The organism is Eoetvoesiella sp., assembly GCF_035555955.1.
Classification (GTDB): Bacteria; Pseudomonadota; Gammaproteobacteria; order Burkholderiales; family Burkholderiaceae_B; genus Eoetvoesia.
The window spans coordinates 1-18,524 of record NZ_DATMGA010000021.1; the positions used below are offsets into that span (position 1 = coordinate 1).

The following is an 18,524-nucleotide window of genomic DNA, read 5'->3' on the forward strand; positions in this document are numbered from 1 at the left end:
GGCTCATCTGGAGCGCAAACAATATGGGGGCCGACCCTTTCCGCACGTTCTTCCGCGTCCTGCTTCCCGCGGCGCTTCCCTCCATCATGTCGGGCATCCGGGTCGCGCTGCCGCTGTCCCTGGTGGTCGTGATCGTCACCGAGATGATCGGCGAAAGCGTCGGGCTGGGCTACTACATTTCGTATGCTTCGGCGTCCTTCATGTACGCCTCCTCCTATGCGGGTGTGATAGCCGTGGCGATCATGGGCTTCGTTCTGGACCGGATCGTCATCGCCATTCGCAACCGCCTGGTCTTCTGGGAGCCCAAGGGAGCTGCCCAGGACTCCAGTCCATCACCTTTAGAGATTTGAAATGACATTGAAAGAACAATTGAACCAGCTTGCCGTGGCCTGCCGCATCCTCGAAATGGAAGGCCACGGGGACATGACGCTGGGCCACGTTTCCCTGCGGGATCCCGAAGGCCGCGGCTTTTGGCTCAAGCGCAATGCGCGCGGGCTCGGCGAAATCGTTTCGGCCAACGACTTCGTGCTTGTCGACTACGACGGCGCCAAGCTCGAAGGAGAAGGCGGCCGGCATTCGGAATGGCCCATTCATTCCGAGATTCTTCGCAATCGTCCGGACGTGACCGTCGTCGCCCACACCCACCCCCCCTACGCCAGCACCCTCTCCTCGTTCGATTCCCCCCTCGCGCCGTTTACGCTGGATGCCGACTACTTCGACGTCCTGCCTTGCCACCGCGATGAAACCGCGCTGCTGACCGCCAAGGAAGACGGCGAGGCGCTTGCGCACACCCTCGGCAGCCACTTCGCCGTCCTCATGGCCAATCATGGCGTCACGTTCTGCGGCACGTCGATAGCCCATGCGGTATGCGTGGGCGTGTTCCTCGAACGGGCCGCGCGCATCCACTTCCATGGCATCCAGGCACGGGCCACGGCGACCTTCCCGCCCGCCCCTGTGCGGCAGAAGCGCCGGGAACAGATCATGACCCCGATACACGTCGAGCACTCGTGGAATTACTTCGTACGCAAACTGGCCTCGCTCGAGAAAGCGCGCGGCTGCACCGAAATCTTCAGTTGAGCATCCGCGCCATGAGCACGCCTGAATCAAAATTCCATTACCTTACCGATCGAGACAGGGAAGTCATGGCGCTTTCGGGCTATGGCGCCCGCATGGGCTTCGGCGCCGCGCCGGCGCTGCTGATCGTCGATGTGACATATGGCTTCTGCGGAGATCGGCCCGAACCCATACTTGACTCCATACGGCGCTGGCCCAACTCCTGCGGCGAGGACGCCTGGTCCGCCATCCAGCACATCGGGCGGCTGGCCTCCGCGTTCCGCGCCCGGAAGCGGCCCGTCATATACACCCGGGGCGCATACCGGGAAGATAAATGGGATATGGGATCGTGGCTTTGGAAACACGCGCGCTCACGGCCAGACTCCCAAACCCGGCCTGAATCCCCGCTTCATCCAGACGAGATCGTAGATGCCATCAAACCCCAGCCCGACGATCTGATCATCGGCAAGCAAAAACCTTCCGCTTTTTTCGGAACGCCCCTGCAATCCCACCTTACCCTGCTCGGCGTGGACTCGTTGATCGTAACCGGATGCAGCACTTCGGGTTGCGTGCGTGCAACAGTGGTAGACGGGTTCAGCGCCAACTACCGCATTGCCGTGGCGGACGATGCCTGCTTCGACCGCCTGCAGTCCAGCCATGCCACCAGCCTGATCGACATGGACGCCAAATACGCCGACGTCATGTCCACCGCCGAGATTCTGGAGCATATGAACTCCGGCGGGTAAGCCTCGGGAACAAGGCCGATACACAGAGCTGGAGAGCCGGCGCTATGCTTCGAGATCCATGGCAATCCGCTGCGTCGCGGCATCGATCTCAGCGCTGGATATTTCATAGGCATCCGCGATGCGGTTCAAAGCTCCCCTGCTGGTGGATTCGACAGCGCGAACCACCTTGGCCGGCACCGAAGGGCCGGCATTCAAGGTAAACAAGTCGTTGCGCGAGTAATGACCGCAAGTATCGATGATTGCCTTCGCGATTTTTATCATCTGCGCCGGACAGTCAGCGTAGATGATCGTATCGCCATGAATGGGCCCCGCCATGGATACGCCGATGGGGGCATAGACTGTGCTGCCTCCTTTGGCATAGCCAATATTCAACGTATCCCGCAGTGGAAAATTCTCGGGCAATGCCGATTCGTCCATGATGCCGCAAGAGGCCATGACGAAGGCGCCCGCCTCGAAGGCATGCGCCCTGCAAGATGCATACCCCCAAAAATGCTCCCCGGTTTCGTCCTGCTCTTCGAGGCTGGGTCCGGTATGCAGACGGAAGGCTCCGGGGAATACCCCAAGATGAATATCCTCGCCCTGGGAAATCATGTGCGCGCGGGCAAGGGTCATCAAGTGCTCGCCGCAGATCAATCCGCCGATCCGGCCGAAGTCGGTCGCATAGGTGCGCATTCCGCTGCCGTCGCCGCACCCCCAGACGGCGCGCTCCACGAACGTGGGCATGATCTTGCGGTGCCTGCCCAGGATCTTGCCATGGTTGTCGATGAACAACAGCGTGTTATAGATGGTGTGGCTTGCGGGATCGGAGTCGAGTTCATTGCATCCGATGACGACAACCGCGTTGGCACGCGCCGCCGCATCGCAAAGGCGCTGCGTGTCGTCGCTGGGTATCATGAGCGCATTGTCGTAGAACGCCGTGCGCACCGAGACCCATGCGTCCAGGCGGCTTTCCCAGCCCTCTCCCCAATATGGGTAACCCGAAACCCAGGTTTCGCTAAAGGCAATAACGTTGGCACCGTTTGCCGCGGCCTCCCGAATCTTCGCGCAGGCAATATCCAGGGTCTTGTCTTTGTTCAGGAAGGCGGGCGGTGTCTGAACGATGGCAACTCTAACCGCATCGCGTCCGTTGAGAATTTTTTGACGGGCTTGCATGATCCATGTCTCCATTTTGAGTGGTGGTCGAACAATCTGCTCTACTTGGCAGATTGACTCTACCGCCACTCTTACAAGCACAATGGACGAAAAACGAAGCAAATTCGACTAAAAGCGCACAGTCCGCCAAGCTTATTCCTACCCCCGCAGCGCCGCTTTGCGCCAATCGCGAGGCGTCATCCCATAACGGTCGCGGAACACCCTTGAGAAGTGGCTTGGGTCGTTGAATCCAAGAGATTCAGCCACTTGCCGAATCGTCCGGGAGCGCAGCCCAGGAGAAATCAAGGCTTCGCCAGCTCGGGTCAATCTTTCGTTCAGAATGTAGGAAGCTGGGTGATCTCCTTCGAGCGCAAATATTTTTTGCAACGTGCGCAAAGAAACTCCCAAACCGGCCGCCACACTTTCCGGCGAAAGCTCCGACATGCCAAGGTTGGCCTTTATGTAATGACGAGCGTGCCAGAGTCTGTCCGCCATCGGCGCCGATCGACTGGCGGACAACTGCGGCGCCAGAGCAAGCCTGGCCAAGTCAAGCAAGGGACTTTCGGGGCCGCTTCCCAGCTCGGCGGGGTTTTGCTCCGCCAGAGCAAAGCCAGCCAGCAGCAACCGGCTGGCAAAGCTTGGGACGAGCGTAGTCGCCGTCAATGGAATCAAATCTTCAGCGCTATTGCCAAGGACGCTGGAGGGAAACCGGAATACCTGCTGGTCAAACTCGGTCAGAAAGCTCAGGCGATAAGGGCTGCGGGTATCCATTGCCACCATTGTCCCCGGTTTGAGATCCACAGACCTGCCCTGGTGCAACAAAGTGCCGAAACCCCTCTTTTGGTACATAAGAATGATGTTCTCGGAGTGATCTGACGCAATCGTGGCGGCTGTCCGGCATACCACTTGCGGGGTCCCGCAAGTGAACACCATCCGGGAACGCCCAATATCCCGCCAGGACAACCGGCAACGGATTTCCCGGCGTCTGTCCGGACTTACATCCAGAGAGGCAAAGACCTGCGAGACCGCTTGGGCCCAAAAATCATTACGGTCACACACGGGAATATCGCACGTGTCGACGGCACTCATAAGCACCTCCCTACGAGCGTTGCGACGGATCGGAACTTTGAAGCATAGTCCGCGTAGCCTACGACAATCCATGCGGAGAAACCCCCGTCAATCAAACAGGACTTTGTATTCATTTCACCAGGCAATCTCTGACAAAAAATCTGAAAACTATCTTTATTTCGATCTTTTTTTACGCAAATCCAACACTCATCAATGTCAAACTTGCATTTGAGATTGATTACCATTAACATTCAAACCCATCAACAAGTAGTAACCATCCGCCACAAATAATCGGTTTCGTTGTATTTCAACCAGCTCAATCAGGCGGGCGTCGGCTGCCGCACTATACGGCGGGCGGCTTTTTATTATTTTCATTCTCAGGGTCGCCCTCATGTCTCATATCAAAAGCCGCAAGCGTGCCCCCCGGCTGCTATCCGGCTCTGCCGCATTCTCGCCCAGCGTTACAACTGTCCTTACCGGTTTGGCGCTATGCTGCCCGGTCGCAGCCCTTGCGCAAAGCGCAACGCCCGCAAGCTCGAACAGCGTGGTCACGCTGCCCAGCGTGACGGTAACCGGCACACAAGATACCTACAAATCCGAGTCGCTGGATTCGCCCAAGTTCTCCCAGCCGCTGGTCGACACCACCCAAACCGTGACGATCATCAACAAGAAGCTTATTCAAGACCAGCAGGCCACCACCCTGACCGAGGCACTGCGCAATGTGCCGGGCGTGGGCGCCTTCTATGCCGGCGAAAACGGCAACACCAGCACCGGCGATTCCGTCTACATGCGCGGCTTCGACACGTCGAACAGCATCTTCGTGGACGGCATCCGCGACACCAGCAGTGTGCATCGCGACATGTTCAACATCGACCAGGTCGAAGTCATCAAAGGCCCGTCGGGTTCGGACTACGGCCGCAGCGCCCCCAGCGGGTCGATCAACCTGGTCAGCAAACAGCCGAAACTCAAAGACAGCTTCGACGCCAGCCTGGGCCTGGGCAGCGACAAATACAAGCGCGGCACCATCGACTGGAACAAGAAACTGGGCGAAACCATGGCTTTCCGGCTCAACGCCTTCGGCATGGGCACCGACGTCGCGGGCCGCGACAAGGTGGACAACCAGCGCTGGGGCATCGCGCCCTCCTTCGCCTTCGGCCTGGGCACGCCAACCCGGGTATTCCTGGACATCTACCACGTCGAGCAGAAAAACACCCCCGACGGCGGCGTATCCACCATCGGCCTGCCCGGCTACTCGGCGCCCAGCAACGCATTTTCCTATTTCGCTTCCGCACCTCGCGTCGATACCAACAACTTCTACGGCACGAAGGCGGATCACGACAACTCCACCACCGACATGGAGACCTTGCGGTTCGAACACGACCTCTCGGAAAACACGACCATCCGCAACACCACGCGCTGGGCGCGCACCAGCCAGGACTACCTGCTGAGCTCCTTCATGGCCAGCGCCAGCTACCTGACTGTCGGCGACCCGAACGATCTATCCACATGGTCGATGCGAAGAATGGCCAACTCCAAGGACATCGTCAACGAGATCCTGACCAACCAGACCAATATCACGACCAAGTTCCAGACCGGCAGCCTCAAGCACGACCTGAGCATGGGCCTGGAACTGACGCGCGAAAAACAAACCAACTACGGGCTCACCAACCCGGATAGTCCGGCCTACTCAACGGTTAGCATTTATTACCCCGACAGCAACGTCAACTATGGAAAGCCGACGCGCAATGGCGCCAATTCCTACGGCAAAACCGACACCGTCGCCATTTATGCGTTCGACACGGTCGAACTGAACGACCGCTGGCAGGTCAACGGCGGCCTGCGCCTGGACCACTACCGCACCGAATACACCAGCGCCACGGCTTGCGGCGGCACTGGACGCAACGCCGTGGCGTGCAACGGCGCGCCAACGGGCACGCCCGTCACGACCATCGACGGCGCCACCAAAAGCGGCAACCTGGTCGACTGGAAGCTGGGCGTGCTGTATCGCCTCACGCCAAACGGCAACATCTACGCCGACTACGCTGTTTCGCAGCAGCCTCCAGGAGGCTCCAACTTTACGCTGGCCGAAGACGGCAACAGCGCCAACCGCGTCGACTTCGAACCTCAAAAGGCGAAAACCTTCGAAATCGGCACGAAATGGGAAGTGCTGGACAGGAAGCTCCTGCTTACCGCGGCGCTGTTCCGCACCGACGTCTCGAACGACGTCCAGCAGGCCGATGACGGCACCTACCAGCAAACCGCCGAGAAGCGTGTGCAAGGTATCGAGCTTGGCATGGCGGGCCAGATCACCCCGAACTGGTCGGTCAGCGCGGGCTACACCCTGCAGGACGCCAAGGTTTCGGCCGGCCCGTCCATTACCAACGACGGTTCGAACAACCTGAGCTACACGCCCCGCAGCGCGTTTTCGCTTTGGTCCACCTACAAGCTGCCCCACGGCTTCACCCTGGGCGGCGGCGCGCGCTACGTAGGCGGCCTGACGCGCGGCACCGACGGCGCGGCCGGCACGCCGGATGGCACAGAATCGTACTGGGTCTTCGACGCCATGGCCGGTTACCGGGTCAACAAGAACCTCAACCTGCAGTTGAACGTCTACAACCTGTTCGACAAAGACTACGTCGCCTCCATCAACAAGAGCGGATATCGCTACTTCCCCGGAGCTCCTCGCAGCTTTATACTGACGGCCAACTTCTCTTATTGACCGAAAGCATAAAGGACACGCGTCGTCATGATGCTGCACATTCCGCAGGTTCTGACACCTGCCGAACTCAACGAAATTCGGCAGGCGCTGGAGCGCTCGGAATGGACTGACGGCCGCAGCACGGTGGGCTCGCAGGGTGCGCAGGTAAAGCGCAACCGGCAGTTGCCCGAAGACAGTCCTGCCGCGCGCGAACTGGGCCAAAAGGTCCTGCGCGCGCTGGCCAGGAACCCGCTATACTTCGCCGCCGCCCTGCCGGCGCGCACCGTCCCGCCGCTATTCAACCGCTACGAAGACTCGGAGCATTACGGTTTTCATATCGACGGGGCCGTGCGCGCCTTGCCGGACGGCGCCGGCTGGCTGCGCACCGACCTTTCCGCCACGTTGTTCCTGTGCGAGCCCGAGGACTACGAAGGCGGCGAACTCGTGGTCAAGGACACCTACGGAGAGCACGAAGTCAAGCTCCCCGCCGGCGACATGATTCTTTATCCCTCGAACAGCCTGCACTGCGTAACGCCAGTCACGCGGGGCGCAAGGGTATGCTCATTCTTCTGGATCCAAAGCATGATCCGCGACGACCAGCACCGCAGCATGCTGTTCGAACTGGACCAGACTATTCAACGACTGCGGGCCAGGCACGGCGAAACCGAAGAAGCTCTTGCCCTGACGAACCACTATCACAATCTGTTGCGGGAGTGGGCCGAAGTCTAGCTAACCGGGACTACGCCACACCTCCCTCGATACGCCAGCCCGCTGAACGCTATCATTGCCAAGAGGGCCTTCTGCCCGTGCCGGCTGCAAGGCCCGCCCTACCCCCGGCCGATCAACGAAGACGGCTTGATACCGAAACAGGCGATGAACCGCCGGGTGAAATGCGAAAGATCGTTGAACCCCGCCGCAAAGGCAGCGCTCGATACCGTGGCGCAGAGCCCCGACTCCAGGCCTTTCCTGGCCAACAGCAACCTCTGCTGGATGACATACTGTTCAAAGCTCGTGTCGCAGAACTGCTTGAACAAGCGATGCGCCGTGCGCACCGAAATGCCGACGGCCGCCGCGCTGGCCGCAGCGTTCATTTCGGGGCAAGCGATATTTTGCGCAATGTGCTGAATCAGCCGGTCGAACACTGCCCGGCTTGACGCGTGGGCGGATGACCTGTCTTCGTCGCCCAGGCACTGGGCCAGGTAATCGGCAATACTTCCCAGCATGAGCTGCGCATGGCGGTCGGCGATGGGCTGGGTATGCTCGGTAAGCATCTGTATGAGCTGTACAACCACCGGAGCCAGCGCGGAGCCCGAGTCGACGCGCCAAGGCCCCCTCCCGTTTGTCACAGAACGCAGCCGGGATGTCAGCAGCTGCCTGGGCATCATGACTATGCGCCTGTCGACAAGCTCTGGAAAATGCAGCTCGAACGGCAGCCCGCTATCGACGACGCCGATGTCCCCGGGGCCCAGCACGATTTCGCGCTTCTGTTGCGTCAGGCAGCTGCGGCCCCGGCGTTGAAGGCTGATCATCAGGTATTTGCTGTCGCTGCGATCCACCTGCCTGGCGGTACGGGCCACGCCGTGGCCCGACGACCTGAAATTGATGAATCTGGCATTGACTTGATCCAGGCTGCGGATATCGCCGATGAAGGAACCGTTTTCGTCGAGACCCGGCACCGTCATCTCGACATCCAGAACCGCCTGGCAAATGGCCTCGTTCCAGTAATCAACCCGCTGCTTCTTCGAACCGCGAGGCTGCCATTGCCGCCATGCCTCGCCGGTTGCCTGCGGTAAATGATTTGTCTGCATGTGCACCGCCTTGTCGTGGCGCGGCTGGCGCCGTCAGTCAAGTGACATGGCGCGCTCAGCCAAGCCGTTCTGCATGAACATCGCTACATTAAAGCCTGAGCCGGCCCGTTCCGGCCTTCACTACATGGAAACAGGCTACACCAACTACCTACTGTCGCAGCCATGGCAACGATTATACATAGCGAAAAACTGCAGGAAGGACGACAGATTGCCGAAACCTGCGTGCACTTCGGGTTCTGCACATCGGTCTGCCCGACCTATGTCCTGGACGGCGAAGAAAACGACTCGCCGCGGGGCCGGATAGCCTTGATCAAGGAGATGCTGGACTCGGGGGGCCAACCCAAGCCAACAACCGTCAAGCATCTGGATAGATGCCTTTCCTGCCTGTCCTGCGTCACGACCTGCGCGGTAAGCGTCGACTATCGAAAGCTGATCGACACGGCCCGAGACTATATTGAGTCGTCCGGCGCGCGCAGCCGTCCGGAACGCATGCTACGCAAAGCCTTGGCCTATATCTTGACGAGTCCGCGATTGCTGCGCTGGTCGCTGCGGCTGGCAAAACCCATTCACGGCCCGGCCGGTGGACTGCCGGGGCCGGCCGGCGCCCTGGCCAGGCTCTCCGGAGCCAGGGGGCTGAACGCCCTGGCCCGGCGCGGAAAAGGGGAAACGCCTTCCTTGCCTGAGGCAGCCACCCCCAGCCCCCCCGTAAAAAAAGTGGCCCTTCTGGATGGCTGTGCGCAATCCGTCCTTGGCGAAGAAATCAACGATGCGACGCGCCGACTGCTGGCGCGGCTGGGCGTGCAGGTGGTGGACTCCGGACTGGGCAGCGCCTGCTGCGGCGCATTGAGCCTGCATCTGGGCGATACGGCAAAAGCCACCAGCCAGGCCGAAATATTGATCGAACAATGGGATTCGCTGCTTTCCAGCAAGCAGATCGACGCCATTGTCGTGACGACCTCGGGCTGCGGTTCGGTCATCAGCCACTACCGCGACTTGTTTGCAAACGATCCCCTGCGCCTGGAGCGGGCCACCCGAGTGGAACGCGCCTGCCTGGACATCACCCAGCTTCTGACCCAAATACCGTTGCCCGTGAGCGACAGGCATCTTGGCGCGCGCGTCGCCTACCATGACTCCTGCTCTCTCAAGCATGGCCAGAAAATCACGGCACAGCCGCGAGCCATTCTGAAAAAAGCCGGTTTCGCCGTCATGGACATCGCCGAGGCACATTTATGCTGCGGCTCGGCAGGCACCTACAACATTCTGCAACCCGAAATCGCGCAAAGGCTGGGCAAACGCAAAACAGACAATATCCGGGCCACGAATCCCGATGTCGTTGCCGCCGGCAACATGGGTTGCCTGATACAGATTTCCCTGTATGCCGAGACTCCCATTGCACACGTCGTGCAACTGATCGACTGGGCGACGGGCGGCCCGGCGCCGCGAGGCCTGGAATCATTCCAGCCGGTGGAAAAGCCGGTTCCACCGCCTTCCGAAGAGGCGTACCCGACGGCCGAACCCGTTTCCGAATCCGAAACCACCGACTTGCTCTGGTGAACCATCATGACCCTGTCAACCAACGCTACGCAAACCGGCTTCGAGGCATTTGTCCGACTCATCGCCGATGAACTCGGCCCCGATGCCATCACGACAAACGCCGATACCTTGCAACGCTACGGCGAGCACACCCTGCCCGGCCCCGACAATCCCCCGTCGGCGGTGATCTACCCCGGCTCCACGGACGACGTGCAGAAAATCGTGCGCGCCGCCAACACCCATCGGATCGAGCTGTTTCCCGTCAGCACGGGCCTGAACATCGGGCTGGGCACCAAATCGCCCATGCATGCCGGCCAGGTGGTCGTGGATCTGGGCCGGCGCATGAACCGCATTCTGGAAATCGACGAAGCCCTGGGCTATTGCGTCATCGAGCCGGGCGTCAGCTTCCAGGCCATGTATGACGAACTGCAAAATCGCAACAGCAAACTGATGATATCGCCCACGGCGGGACCGCCCCAAGGCAGCTTGCTGGGCAATGCGCTGGACAAAGGCGGCGGCCAGGGGCCGGCAGCCGACCACTTCGGCATGACCTGCGGCATGGAAATCGTGCTCGGCAACGGCGAAATCATCCGCACCGGCGACGGCGGACTGCGGGCCGACGAAAGACTGAACTGGCATGTTTCGAAATACAGTTTCGGGCCTGCGCTGGACGGCCTGTTCGCGCAATCCAACTACGGCATCGCCACCCGCGCCGGAATGTGGCTGATGCCCCGGCCACCTCACATCGAACCGTTTTTCTTCGACGCGCCCGACGACGGCGATCTCGGCGAAATCATCGAATTGGTTCGGCCGCTGAAACAAAACAACTTCGTGCCGACCCTGATACGCGTCGTCAACGACTTGTACCTGATTGCCGCCGAAGACGTGAACCCCGAATACGCCGCCACATCGGGCACCAGGCAGATCAGCGACGAAGCCCGCCGGGATCTACGGAAAAAACACGGGCTGGGGGCATGGAATATTTCCGGCGCGCTCTACGGCGCCAGCAAAGAGGCCGTCGCCCCGCAACTGAACCGCCTGCGCGCCCATTTCGCAAAGTCGTCGAAAATACGCTATGTTCCTCCCGAGGAAGCCGACGGAATACCGGCCCTTGAAGTGGCTCGCGAAAACTATTACGGCAAGCCTTGCGACGGAGAATTGCGCATGCTCAAATGGCGGCCGGGCGGCGGCACCGCCTGGTTTCTGCCGGGCACGCCCATGATCGGAGAAATCGCCGACAGCTTCCAGCGGCAGGCCCGGGCAATCTGCGAGCAACACGGCATGGAGTACCTGGTCTCGAACGTATGCGGTGCGCGCTTTGCCCGCAGCATCCACACCCTGGTCTTCAACCGGCGCGATCCCGACGAAGCAGCCCGCGCCGACACCTGCTACCGCGCCCTGTCGGAATGCTACGCCAGCCGCGGGCTATCGGTGGGACGGGCGCCGACAAGGTACCAAAAGCTTCATCACGAACACCGCATGCCCGCCATCGTCGACGCCTGCTCCGCCATCAAGCAGGCCCTGGATCCCAACGGCGTCATTGCACCCGGGAAATACGGCATCGATCTGCCTTGATGACTGATCCAGGCTCCGGCCACCGCTGATGGATGGGTGGGATCGATCCAGGTTAAGGTTCGGCAGGAGGGGCTGCCCGGAATCTATCGCGCAACGCCAGCAATGAACCGCAGCAAACGTCGCCCTTCGGCATGGGCTTCGGCCAATAAGCGATCCCAGTCATCCGGCGGATGGCCGCTTTCCAGCATCTTGCGGAATACACGATAAGCGTCTTCGCTACTTTCGAAAGCCCGCTTGGTGCCTCCATTGTTGACCCAGGCGAACACGATTACCCGGCTTGCCGCGTGATAGCGAAAGAACAACCGGTACTGCTGGAAAAACTTTGCGCGGAACCAGTGCTTGTGCTCCTCGCCAAGAGTACCTCCTTGGCGATACTCAGGCCTGCCCGGATCCTGCGGTATGGCCTCGAAGGCCAATTTCAGGATGGCAGCCAATCGCTTGCTGGCGTTCTTCTTGGTGTATCCGACAGGATCCTTTTGCTTGAAGAGCTCGACCTGTCGCGCCAACGCTTCGAGCTGCGCCAGAAACAACGGGTGCGCGAAAATCGTCCAGCCATGAATGACCAGAGGCGCCGGCTTGCCCGCACTCATTCATCGTCAGCCGACAGCGCAGCATCAAGATCCACGTCTACATCGCCGACCAGCGACTGAAGACGCTGGACGAAATTGGCGTCCACAATTTGCAGACGCTCGGGGTGACTGGCAATATCACGGGCCAGGAAGTCCAAGAATTGACCAAGTACTGGATCGTCGCCTTCGACGGCCTTGGCGCGAGTAAGCACCACCTCGCCATCGGGGCGGATCGTATAGTGGATTTTGTCGCGTTTGCTCAGCCGTAAAGCGCGGCGCACGGTTTCCGGCACCGTAGTCTGATAACGATCGGTGAGCGTGGATTCGACCTCGAGGGTGGTTGACATAAGATTTCCGGCAGAACAAAGAATTCATAACATGATAATGCAAACGCATTATTTAGGCAATGCAATTGCATTACTTATGTCTGCATCTACGCCCGGTTTGCGTCTGCGACCGCAATCTCGATATCACCCTCCCAAATCGACGGAGTGACTAGGCTGCCCCCAGCAACGACACGTGCCCTTCAGCAAGCGATGCCTCTACAAAGCGGACCCCGTCCCGCTCTCCGCAAGGATAGCGATTGAACAGCTCGATGTCGTGACCGGGGATCAGCCTTGCCAGATCCGCTCCGGCGACAGCCTTCATGTTCTTGAACTCGCGCAGCATATTCCACGGATTTCCCTGCGTATAGCCCGGGGGCCACATGCGGGCGAGGTTCTCGAACGTATAACAGCAATCGCCCGCGACGACGTACCCGCCCCGGGCGGTGGAAACCTCCACCCACTGGCTGCCGAAGGTATGCGTGTCCTTCGCAAGCCGGCAAGTCACCCCGTCGGCGATCTCGACGTCACCCTCCAGGAACTCGACCCGGCCGGCGTCGATGGCGCGCTCCAGCGTCGCGAAGTCATTCAGGTTCAACGACGAGAAGGCCCAGTCGGCCTTGGTCACCTTGGAGGTGTCGTGCTGATCGATCACCTGCTTCCAGGCGTCGTACTCGTAGCGCTGGAGGTAGATTCTGGCATTCGGAAAATTAAGAAAATTGCCCGCATGGTCGAAATGCATGTGCGTGAGCACGACCTTGCCGATGCTGTCGGGCGCATGGCCAAACCGCTGCAACAGCAGGTCGCTGCGGACAAAGTTGGCAAAGCCGGCTCCTGTCATCGAGGCGGCGGCCTCGAAGCCGGTATCTACCAGCACATTTTCTCCGTCGAGCGAGCGCAGCAGGGTAACCAGCATCGGCGCATCGACCTTGCCACGGTTGCTGTGGATCGGCGAGCCGCTCAGAAAATCATAAGGCAGTTTGCCCATGGCATAGCAAAAACTCCAGATGCTCCAGTCAGTCATGTTGAACTCCTTCGTCATAAGGCCTGGCACGACACGCTTGCCCGCAAATCGGCCAGTAAGCAGTAGCTGCGGCGATACGCAAATCGCCCAGCCGGGCTATTGCGTCGGTCGCATGCACGCCGGAACCCCGGCCTACCGGCTCGCGGGATAGTGGTGAAAGTTCCCAGAACAGTGCCCGGATCCTTGACGTTTTCCACTTTGGCGAACTCGATGTTGTAGATTTCGTTGCCGATTTTCTCGGCGCGTCGCAAATAGACGTTCTGCACGATGTCGCGGGTTGCAGCGTCGATGCGGACCGGCCCGCGCGGGCTCACCCACGCCTGACCCTTCATCGCCTCGAGGAGCTGGTTCCCCGTGGCGTTGGGACCCGCCTTCTGGAGAGCCGTGTAGATCAGATGCATGCCGTCGTAGCCTCCAACGGACATCAAGTCGGGCCGCATGGAGTTATTGGTAAGCTTGCGAAAACCAGCGACATAGGCCTTGTTCTCCGGCGAGTCATGGGCCGCCGAGTAATGGCCAGAAGTCACCACGCCAAGCGCTTCGTCGCCCATGGAGGGCAAAAGGTCGTCGTCGAGCAGCCCTCCCGTGGACGTAAGCTGGATGCCCGCATCGCGCAGCTTGCGTTCGCGGAACTGTTTCATCAGCGTGACACCCTGATTGGTTGGCAGGAAAACAAAAAGTCCGTCGGGCTTCAAATCCTTGACGCGCTGCATGAAAGGCGAGAAATCGGGGTTGTCCTTTGGAATGCGTATCGACTCCAGAACCTTGCCCCCCGCATCGGTGTAGCGCTTGACGAAGGCCTTTTCAGAGTCGATACCCGGCCCGAAGTCCGAAACCAGAGTCACCATGGTTTTCATCCTTCCCTTCGGATCTTTGGCGGCCCATTCGGCCATGGGCGTGGTGACCTGGGCTTCCGTCATGGACGTGCGGACGATATACGGCGACTTGCTGACGATGGACGACGTGCTGGCGGCCATTACGACCATGGGCACCTTCGCCTGCGTGGCAACCGGGGCGGCTGCAAAGGCCAGCGGCGTCAACCCGAAGCCGGCCAGGACATCCACCCTTTCCTTCACGACCAGCTCCTGCGCCTGGCGCTTGGTCAATTCGGGCTGCACGCCACCGTCGTCTTTCAAAATCACCTGGATCTTGCGGCCAGCCACGACATCTCCATGCTGTTTCATATACAAGCGAACGGCAGCATCGATCTGCTTTCCCGTCGAAGCGAAGGGCCCCGACATTGGGAGGATGAGTCCGATCTTGAACGGCTCCGCCGCATGCGTCGCCGCGGCGAACGCAAGACAGCCCAGCGCGAGCGCTGTTTTAAGCATTGCTTTCATTCTATGTCTCCAATTGATTTTATTGGGTCACTGAAGCCGACTCCATGCCGCCACGCCGGCCTCGCCAGCACTCACTTCAGCATTTCATCCAGCATTTCATCGGCCGTCACGACGTCGCCGAAGCTTTGGAAAACCGTCGTGAAGCCTATTTGGTGGTCTTCCGGGTAACGCGCGGCGTTGGCGTCCCAGACCATCGCGACCCGGTAGTCGAGCATCATGGCGTCCCGGGCGGACGTTTCGCAGCAAAAATTGGTTGCCACTCCGGTTATGGCGACATTCTTGATACCACGCGCCACAAGCTGTTCATGCAAGTCGGCCTTGCCCGGCAAAAAAGCACTGAACCGCGCCTTGCTGGCATAGATGTCGCCGGCCTGAGCCTCCAGATCGGGATGAAGGCGGTGGCCGTCGGCCCCCTCCGTAAGCTGGTCGCGATGGCGCGCGCCCTGCTCCGGCAAAAAGAAATTGTCGTGATACAGCGGCCACAAGCTTTGGCCGTCCTTCCCCACTGTCATGCTGACCCATGCGACCACGCCGCCGCGGGCCCGAAAGCCCGCGGCCAGCCGGTTGATGGCCGGAATGATTTCGAGTGCGGGCGCCACGTCATCGACGTAGAATTTCTGCATGTCGATCACCACCAACGCGCTTTCAACGGCATCGAAATGATCGAAAATACGCAGTCGACCGCGCTTCTTGGTTACCCGTTCGGCCACATAGCCTGGTACTTTGAAAGACTGTGCAGCAGCCATCAGCTATTCCTTCCCCTGGTAGCGATCTTGAACCGCCATGATGTTTTGAAAATAAAATCGGACAAAAACAGCTTACGTGCGCGAACAGTCGATGAACAGACGAAAATTGACCGTGGAACTATCGAAAACGCTTATAGGCCGACTATGCTGGAGATAACCGGCCGCCCTCCGGCCAGCGAGGGGCTTCCCCTGTCTCTTCGCTATTTGCGGGCCTTCTACCAGGTTTGCCGCTGCGGCAGCGTTTCGGAAGCAAGCAAAACCCTGCGCCGGGCCCAATCGGCGGTGACACGCGCCATTTCGCAGCTTGAAAGCGAGCTGGAGGCTCCCTTGTTCGAACGCTCGGTGCATGGCATGCTGCCCACGGAATTCGGTGATGCGTTGCTGAACCGCGTGGAGCGAGCTTTTGCCTACATGGACACCGCCTTCCGGGAAATTACTGCATCCACGGGGCTCGGCAAGCATGCGCCCATCTACGATCTGCACATGACCGAGCGCCAGTTGAACGTCCTGGTCGAACTGAGAAGCCAACGGCATATGGGTACTGTTGCCAGTGTCCTGGCCATTTCACAGCCGGCGGTAAGCCTGGCCTTGAGGAATATCGAACAGCTCGTTGGAATCCGGCTGTTCGAACGAACGGTACGCGGCATGCACCCTACGCCAGCCGGCGAAACACTCGTACGGCACTTGCGCCTGGCTTTGAACGAAATCAGGATCGCCGCCGACGAACTGGCTGCGATCCGAGGCGTCGAACAAGGTGAAATAAGGGTTGGCGCCTTGTCCCTGGGAAGCACCGATCTTTTACCCACGGCGGTCACACGGCTGCTGCGCAAACACCCCGGTTTGCGGGTCTCCACGACGGAGGGGCCTTTTGAAACGCTGGCCGCCGCTTTGCGCGGCGGCGAGATCGACTTCATCATCGGCGCCTTGCGGCCTCCGAAATATACGGAGGGGCTCTCCAGAGAGCCCCTGGCCGACGACGAAATGGCCATCGTCGCCCGCAGCGGGCATCCGTTGAGTCTAAGAAAACGCATTGGCTTTCACGATCTTGCCGGAGCGCAATGGGTCATGCCGCACAGGCATACATCCACCCGGGCGCTGCTGGAAAGCGCGGCCGCCGCGCGGGGCGCCCCGGCGCCGGACGTCGCGCTGGAAACCACCGACCTGACCATCATCCGCGAAGTGCTTCTGGAAAGCGATATGATCACCGCCATTTCCCCGCGCCAACTGTCGCGCGAGATATCGGCGGGCATGCTCGCGCGGCTGCCCATCGCCCTGCCCGAAACGCTGCGCCAAATTGGCATGCTGCGGCGTGAAAACGATCACCCGTCGCCGGGAGCGAATTTACTGGCGGAGGAGATGCGCGCCGCCTAGCTACTCTTCCAGATTCACCAGTATCTTCCCGGCCACACCTCCTTCATCGAGCAGCCGGTGCGCATCGCCGATCCGCGACAGCGGGACGGTTTGGCCGATCAATGGCGAAAGACTGCCGCTGTTCAAAAAGGATACGGCCGCCCGGGCTCCCGCCATGGTTCCCAGGCTGTAGCCCATGATGTTCAACTGCTTGATGATCATGATGACCGCATCGGTTTTCAGGATCTGGCCGGTTGTCAGCCCCGCGTTCACGATCCGCGCGCCGGCGCTGGCCAGCAGCATGGAACGCTCCCAGGTGGCCGCGCCGGTGTGCTCCACCACGACGCTGGCGCCCACGCCTTGGGTGGCCTCCATGACTTGCGCGACGATGTCGTCTTTATGATGATCCAGCACCAGCCCCGACGTTCTTTGCCGCAGTATGTCGAGCTTGTGCGGCTGGCCGGCCGTGGTAATGATTTTTGCATTGACCAGTTTCGCGATGTCCACGGCGGCGCTCCCGACACCGCTGGTTCCGGCCCAGATGAAGACGGTGTCTTCCGGCGTGAGCCTGGCCCGATTGATAAGCATTTCCCAGGCGGTTATATAGGTGTTGGCAAAGCATGCCGCCGCATCGGCGCTGACCGAGTTATCCAGGCGTATCGCCTGGCCCTCGGGAACTCTTGCGTATTGCGCGTAAGAACCGTTGGCGATGTCCACATTCATGCAGTATTGCGGGCGCTGGCCCCGGCAGGCGTGGCAGTGCCCGCAGGCGAATTGCGGGTTGGCCACGATGCGGTCGCCTACCGCGAACTGCGTGACATCCTTGCCGACCTCAACGACTTCGCCGGAAAAATCGACGCCAAGGATGGCGGGCAGCTCGATCTGGAACGTGTCGTCGGAAAGCCCTTTCCGTATCCAGACATCGCGATGATTGGCCGACGTGCGGGTTTGCCGGATAAGAAGATCGGCGGGGCCGAACGCTGGAATGGGAACGTCGTCCTCGACCTGAAACACCTCGGGGCCGCCATGTTTGTAGATTCTCGCTGCACGCATTGCGATTGCGCTCCTATGCCTTTCGATATCTGAAAAATCACCAGCCAGGCCGGCCACGGCGTGCTACCGCGCGCGGCCTGGCCTGGCTTGGCTGTTTACGCGGGAAGCCGGACAGTCACTTCGATTTCGATCAGCAATCCGGGAACCGCCAGCCCGGTCACCCCGATGATCGTCTGGGCCGGATGGTCCTTGCTGCCCTGGATTTCCTCGATGGCCGCGGTCATGACTTCGTACTCGGTGGGATGCAAGGTATAGATCGTGCGGCGGACGACGTCGTCCCAGGTGGCGTTGACCGCCTCGAGCGCCACCCCGATATTGCGCATGGCCGCCTTGGTCTGCTCCCCCAGGTCGTCGCCCCCGATGATGGAAAAATCCGGCGCCAGGGCGACCTGACCCGCAAAGTAGGCGATGGTTCCCGGCTCGGCAACGGTAATGTGGCTGAAGCCAGGCGCCGGATGCAAGCTGGGGGGGTTGATTAATTTTCGTGACATACAGGCCTCCTTGATG

18 protein-coding genes are annotated in these 18,524 nt (G+C 60.3%); 8 read left to right on the top strand and 10 right to left on the bottom strand.

All coding sequences use genetic code 11. The features are described from left to right. The 3 genes from VNT00_RS06475 to VNT00_RS06485 form a co-directional block, all read left to right on the top strand. A partial coding sequence (locus VNT00_RS06475; protein WP_325585674.1) for an ABC transporter permease occupies positions 1 to 350 on the top strand: 350 nt, incomplete at its 5' end. Position 351: 1 nt separating this feature from the next. Next, entirely contained in the window at positions 352 to 1,077 is a 726-nt protein-coding gene (locus VNT00_RS06480; RefSeq protein ID WP_325585676.1) for a class II aldolase/adducin family protein, read from the top strand. Positions 1,078 to 1,088: 11 nt separating this feature from the next. After that, complete coding sequence (locus VNT00_RS06485; protein ID WP_325585677.1) at positions 1,089 to 1,799, top strand: isochorismatase family protein; 711 nt, start codon at positions 1,089 to 1,091, stop codon at positions 1,797 to 1,799. 42 nt (positions 1,800 to 1,841) lie between these two features. Here the strand turns inward: VNT00_RS06485 and VNT00_RS06490 are convergent, their stop codons facing one another. Both VNT00_RS06490 and VNT00_RS06495 read right to left on the bottom strand, forming a co-directional pair. Further along, a complete protein-coding gene (locus VNT00_RS06490) occupies positions 1,842 to 2,951 on the bottom strand; it encodes a carbon-nitrogen hydrolase family protein (RefSeq protein WP_325585679.1) in 1,110 nt (369 codons plus the stop codon). 138 nt (positions 2,952 to 3,089) lie between these two features. Further along, positions 3,090 to 4,019 (bottom strand): helix-turn-helix domain-containing protein, encoded by a 930-nt coding sequence (locus tag VNT00_RS06495; protein WP_325585681.1) that lies wholly within the window; start codon positions 4,017 to 4,019, stop codon positions 3,090 to 3,092. Positions 4,020 to 4,389: 370 nt separating this feature from the next. Between VNT00_RS06495 and VNT00_RS06500 the strand changes: the two genes are divergently transcribed. Together VNT00_RS06500 and VNT00_RS06505 are read left to right on the top strand one after the other, a co-directional pair. Beyond that, entirely contained in the window at positions 4,390 to 6,717 is a 2,328-nt protein-coding gene (locus tag VNT00_RS06500; protein WP_325585683.1) for a catecholate siderophore receptor Fiu, read from the top strand. 27 nt (positions 6,718 to 6,744) lie between these two features. After that, positions 6,745 to 7,425, top strand: a complete 681-nt coding sequence (locus tag VNT00_RS06505) for a Fe2+-dependent dioxygenase (RefSeq protein WP_325585685.1) — start codon at positions 6,745 to 6,747, stop codon at positions 7,423 to 7,425. A gap of 98 nt (positions 7,426 to 7,523) precedes the next feature. Here the strand turns inward: VNT00_RS06505 and VNT00_RS06510 are convergent, their stop codons facing one another. Then, complete coding sequence (locus VNT00_RS06510; protein ID WP_325585687.1) at positions 7,524 to 8,504, bottom strand: helix-turn-helix domain-containing protein; 981 nt, start codon at positions 8,502 to 8,504, stop codon at positions 7,524 to 7,526. A gap of 162 nt (positions 8,505 to 8,666) precedes the next feature. Between VNT00_RS06510 and VNT00_RS06515 the strand changes: the two genes are divergently transcribed. Then, positions 8,667 to 10,058: a heterodisulfide reductase-related iron-sulfur binding cluster gene (locus VNT00_RS06515; protein ID WP_325585689.1), complete on the top strand. Its 1,392-nt coding sequence runs from the start codon at positions 8,667 to 8,669 to the stop codon at positions 10,056 to 10,058. A 6-nt stretch (positions 10,059 to 10,064) separates the two neighbouring features. Continuing rightward, positions 10,065 to 11,612 (top strand): FAD-binding oxidoreductase, encoded by a 1,548-nt coding sequence (locus tag VNT00_RS06520; RefSeq protein ID WP_325585691.1) that lies wholly within the window; start codon positions 10,065 to 10,067, stop codon positions 11,610 to 11,612. Positions 11,613 to 11,695: 83 nt separating this feature from the next. Here the strand turns inward: VNT00_RS06520 and VNT00_RS06525 are convergent, their stop codons facing one another. The 5 genes from VNT00_RS06525 to VNT00_RS06545 form a co-directional block, all read right to left on the bottom strand. Beyond that, the gene (locus VNT00_RS06525) at positions 11,696 to 12,202 is read right to left on the bottom strand and encodes a type II toxin-antitoxin system YhaV family toxin (RefSeq protein ID WP_325585693.1); all 507 of its coding nucleotides are present in this window, start codon (positions 12,200 to 12,202) and stop codon (positions 11,696 to 11,698) included. Further along, positions 12,199 to 12,528 carry a type II toxin-antitoxin system PrlF family antitoxin gene (locus VNT00_RS06530; RefSeq protein WP_325585695.1) on the bottom strand — a complete coding sequence of 110 codons (330 nt, stop codon included), beginning with the start codon at positions 12,526 to 12,528 and terminating at the stop codon, positions 12,199 to 12,201. The genes VNT00_RS06525 and VNT00_RS06530 overlap by 4 nt, the downstream gene beginning before the upstream one ends. Before the next feature lie 148 nt (positions 12,529 to 12,676). Next, on the bottom strand, positions 12,677 to 13,528 hold the full coding sequence (locus tag VNT00_RS06535) for an N-acyl homoserine lactonase family protein (RefSeq protein WP_325585697.1): 852 nt from the start codon (positions 13,526 to 13,528) through the stop codon (positions 12,677 to 12,679). Positions 13,529 to 13,542: 14 nt separating this feature from the next. Further along, entirely contained in the window at positions 13,543 to 14,868 is a 1,326-nt protein-coding gene (locus tag VNT00_RS06540) for an ABC transporter substrate-binding protein (RefSeq protein WP_414650897.1), read from the bottom strand. 71 nt (positions 14,869 to 14,939) lie between these two features. Next, the gene (locus tag VNT00_RS06545) at positions 14,940 to 15,614 is read right to left on the bottom strand and encodes a cysteine hydrolase family protein (RefSeq protein ID WP_325585699.1); all 675 of its coding nucleotides are present in this window, start codon (positions 15,612 to 15,614) and stop codon (positions 14,940 to 14,942) included. Positions 15,615 to 15,758: 144 nt separating this feature from the next. Here VNT00_RS06545 and VNT00_RS06550 point away from each other — a divergent pair, with 144 nt between their 5' ends. Continuing rightward, positions 15,759 to 16,985 carry a LysR family transcriptional regulator gene (locus VNT00_RS06550; RefSeq protein WP_325585701.1) on the top strand — a complete coding sequence of 409 codons (1,227 nt, stop codon included), beginning with the start codon at positions 15,759 to 15,761 and terminating at the stop codon, positions 16,983 to 16,985. Here the strand turns inward: VNT00_RS06550 and VNT00_RS06555 are convergent, their stop codons facing one another. Next, positions 16,986 to 18,017 (bottom strand): alcohol dehydrogenase catalytic domain-containing protein, encoded by a 1,032-nt coding sequence (locus VNT00_RS06555; RefSeq protein WP_325585703.1) that lies wholly within the window; start codon positions 18,015 to 18,017, stop codon positions 16,986 to 16,988. Between the two features lie 95 nt (positions 18,018 to 18,112). Further along, on the bottom strand, positions 18,113 to 18,508 hold the full coding sequence (locus VNT00_RS06560) for a RidA family protein (RefSeq protein ID WP_325585705.1): 396 nt from the start codon (positions 18,506 to 18,508) through the stop codon (positions 18,113 to 18,115). Between the last annotated feature and the right edge of the window lie 16 nt (positions 18,509 to 18,524).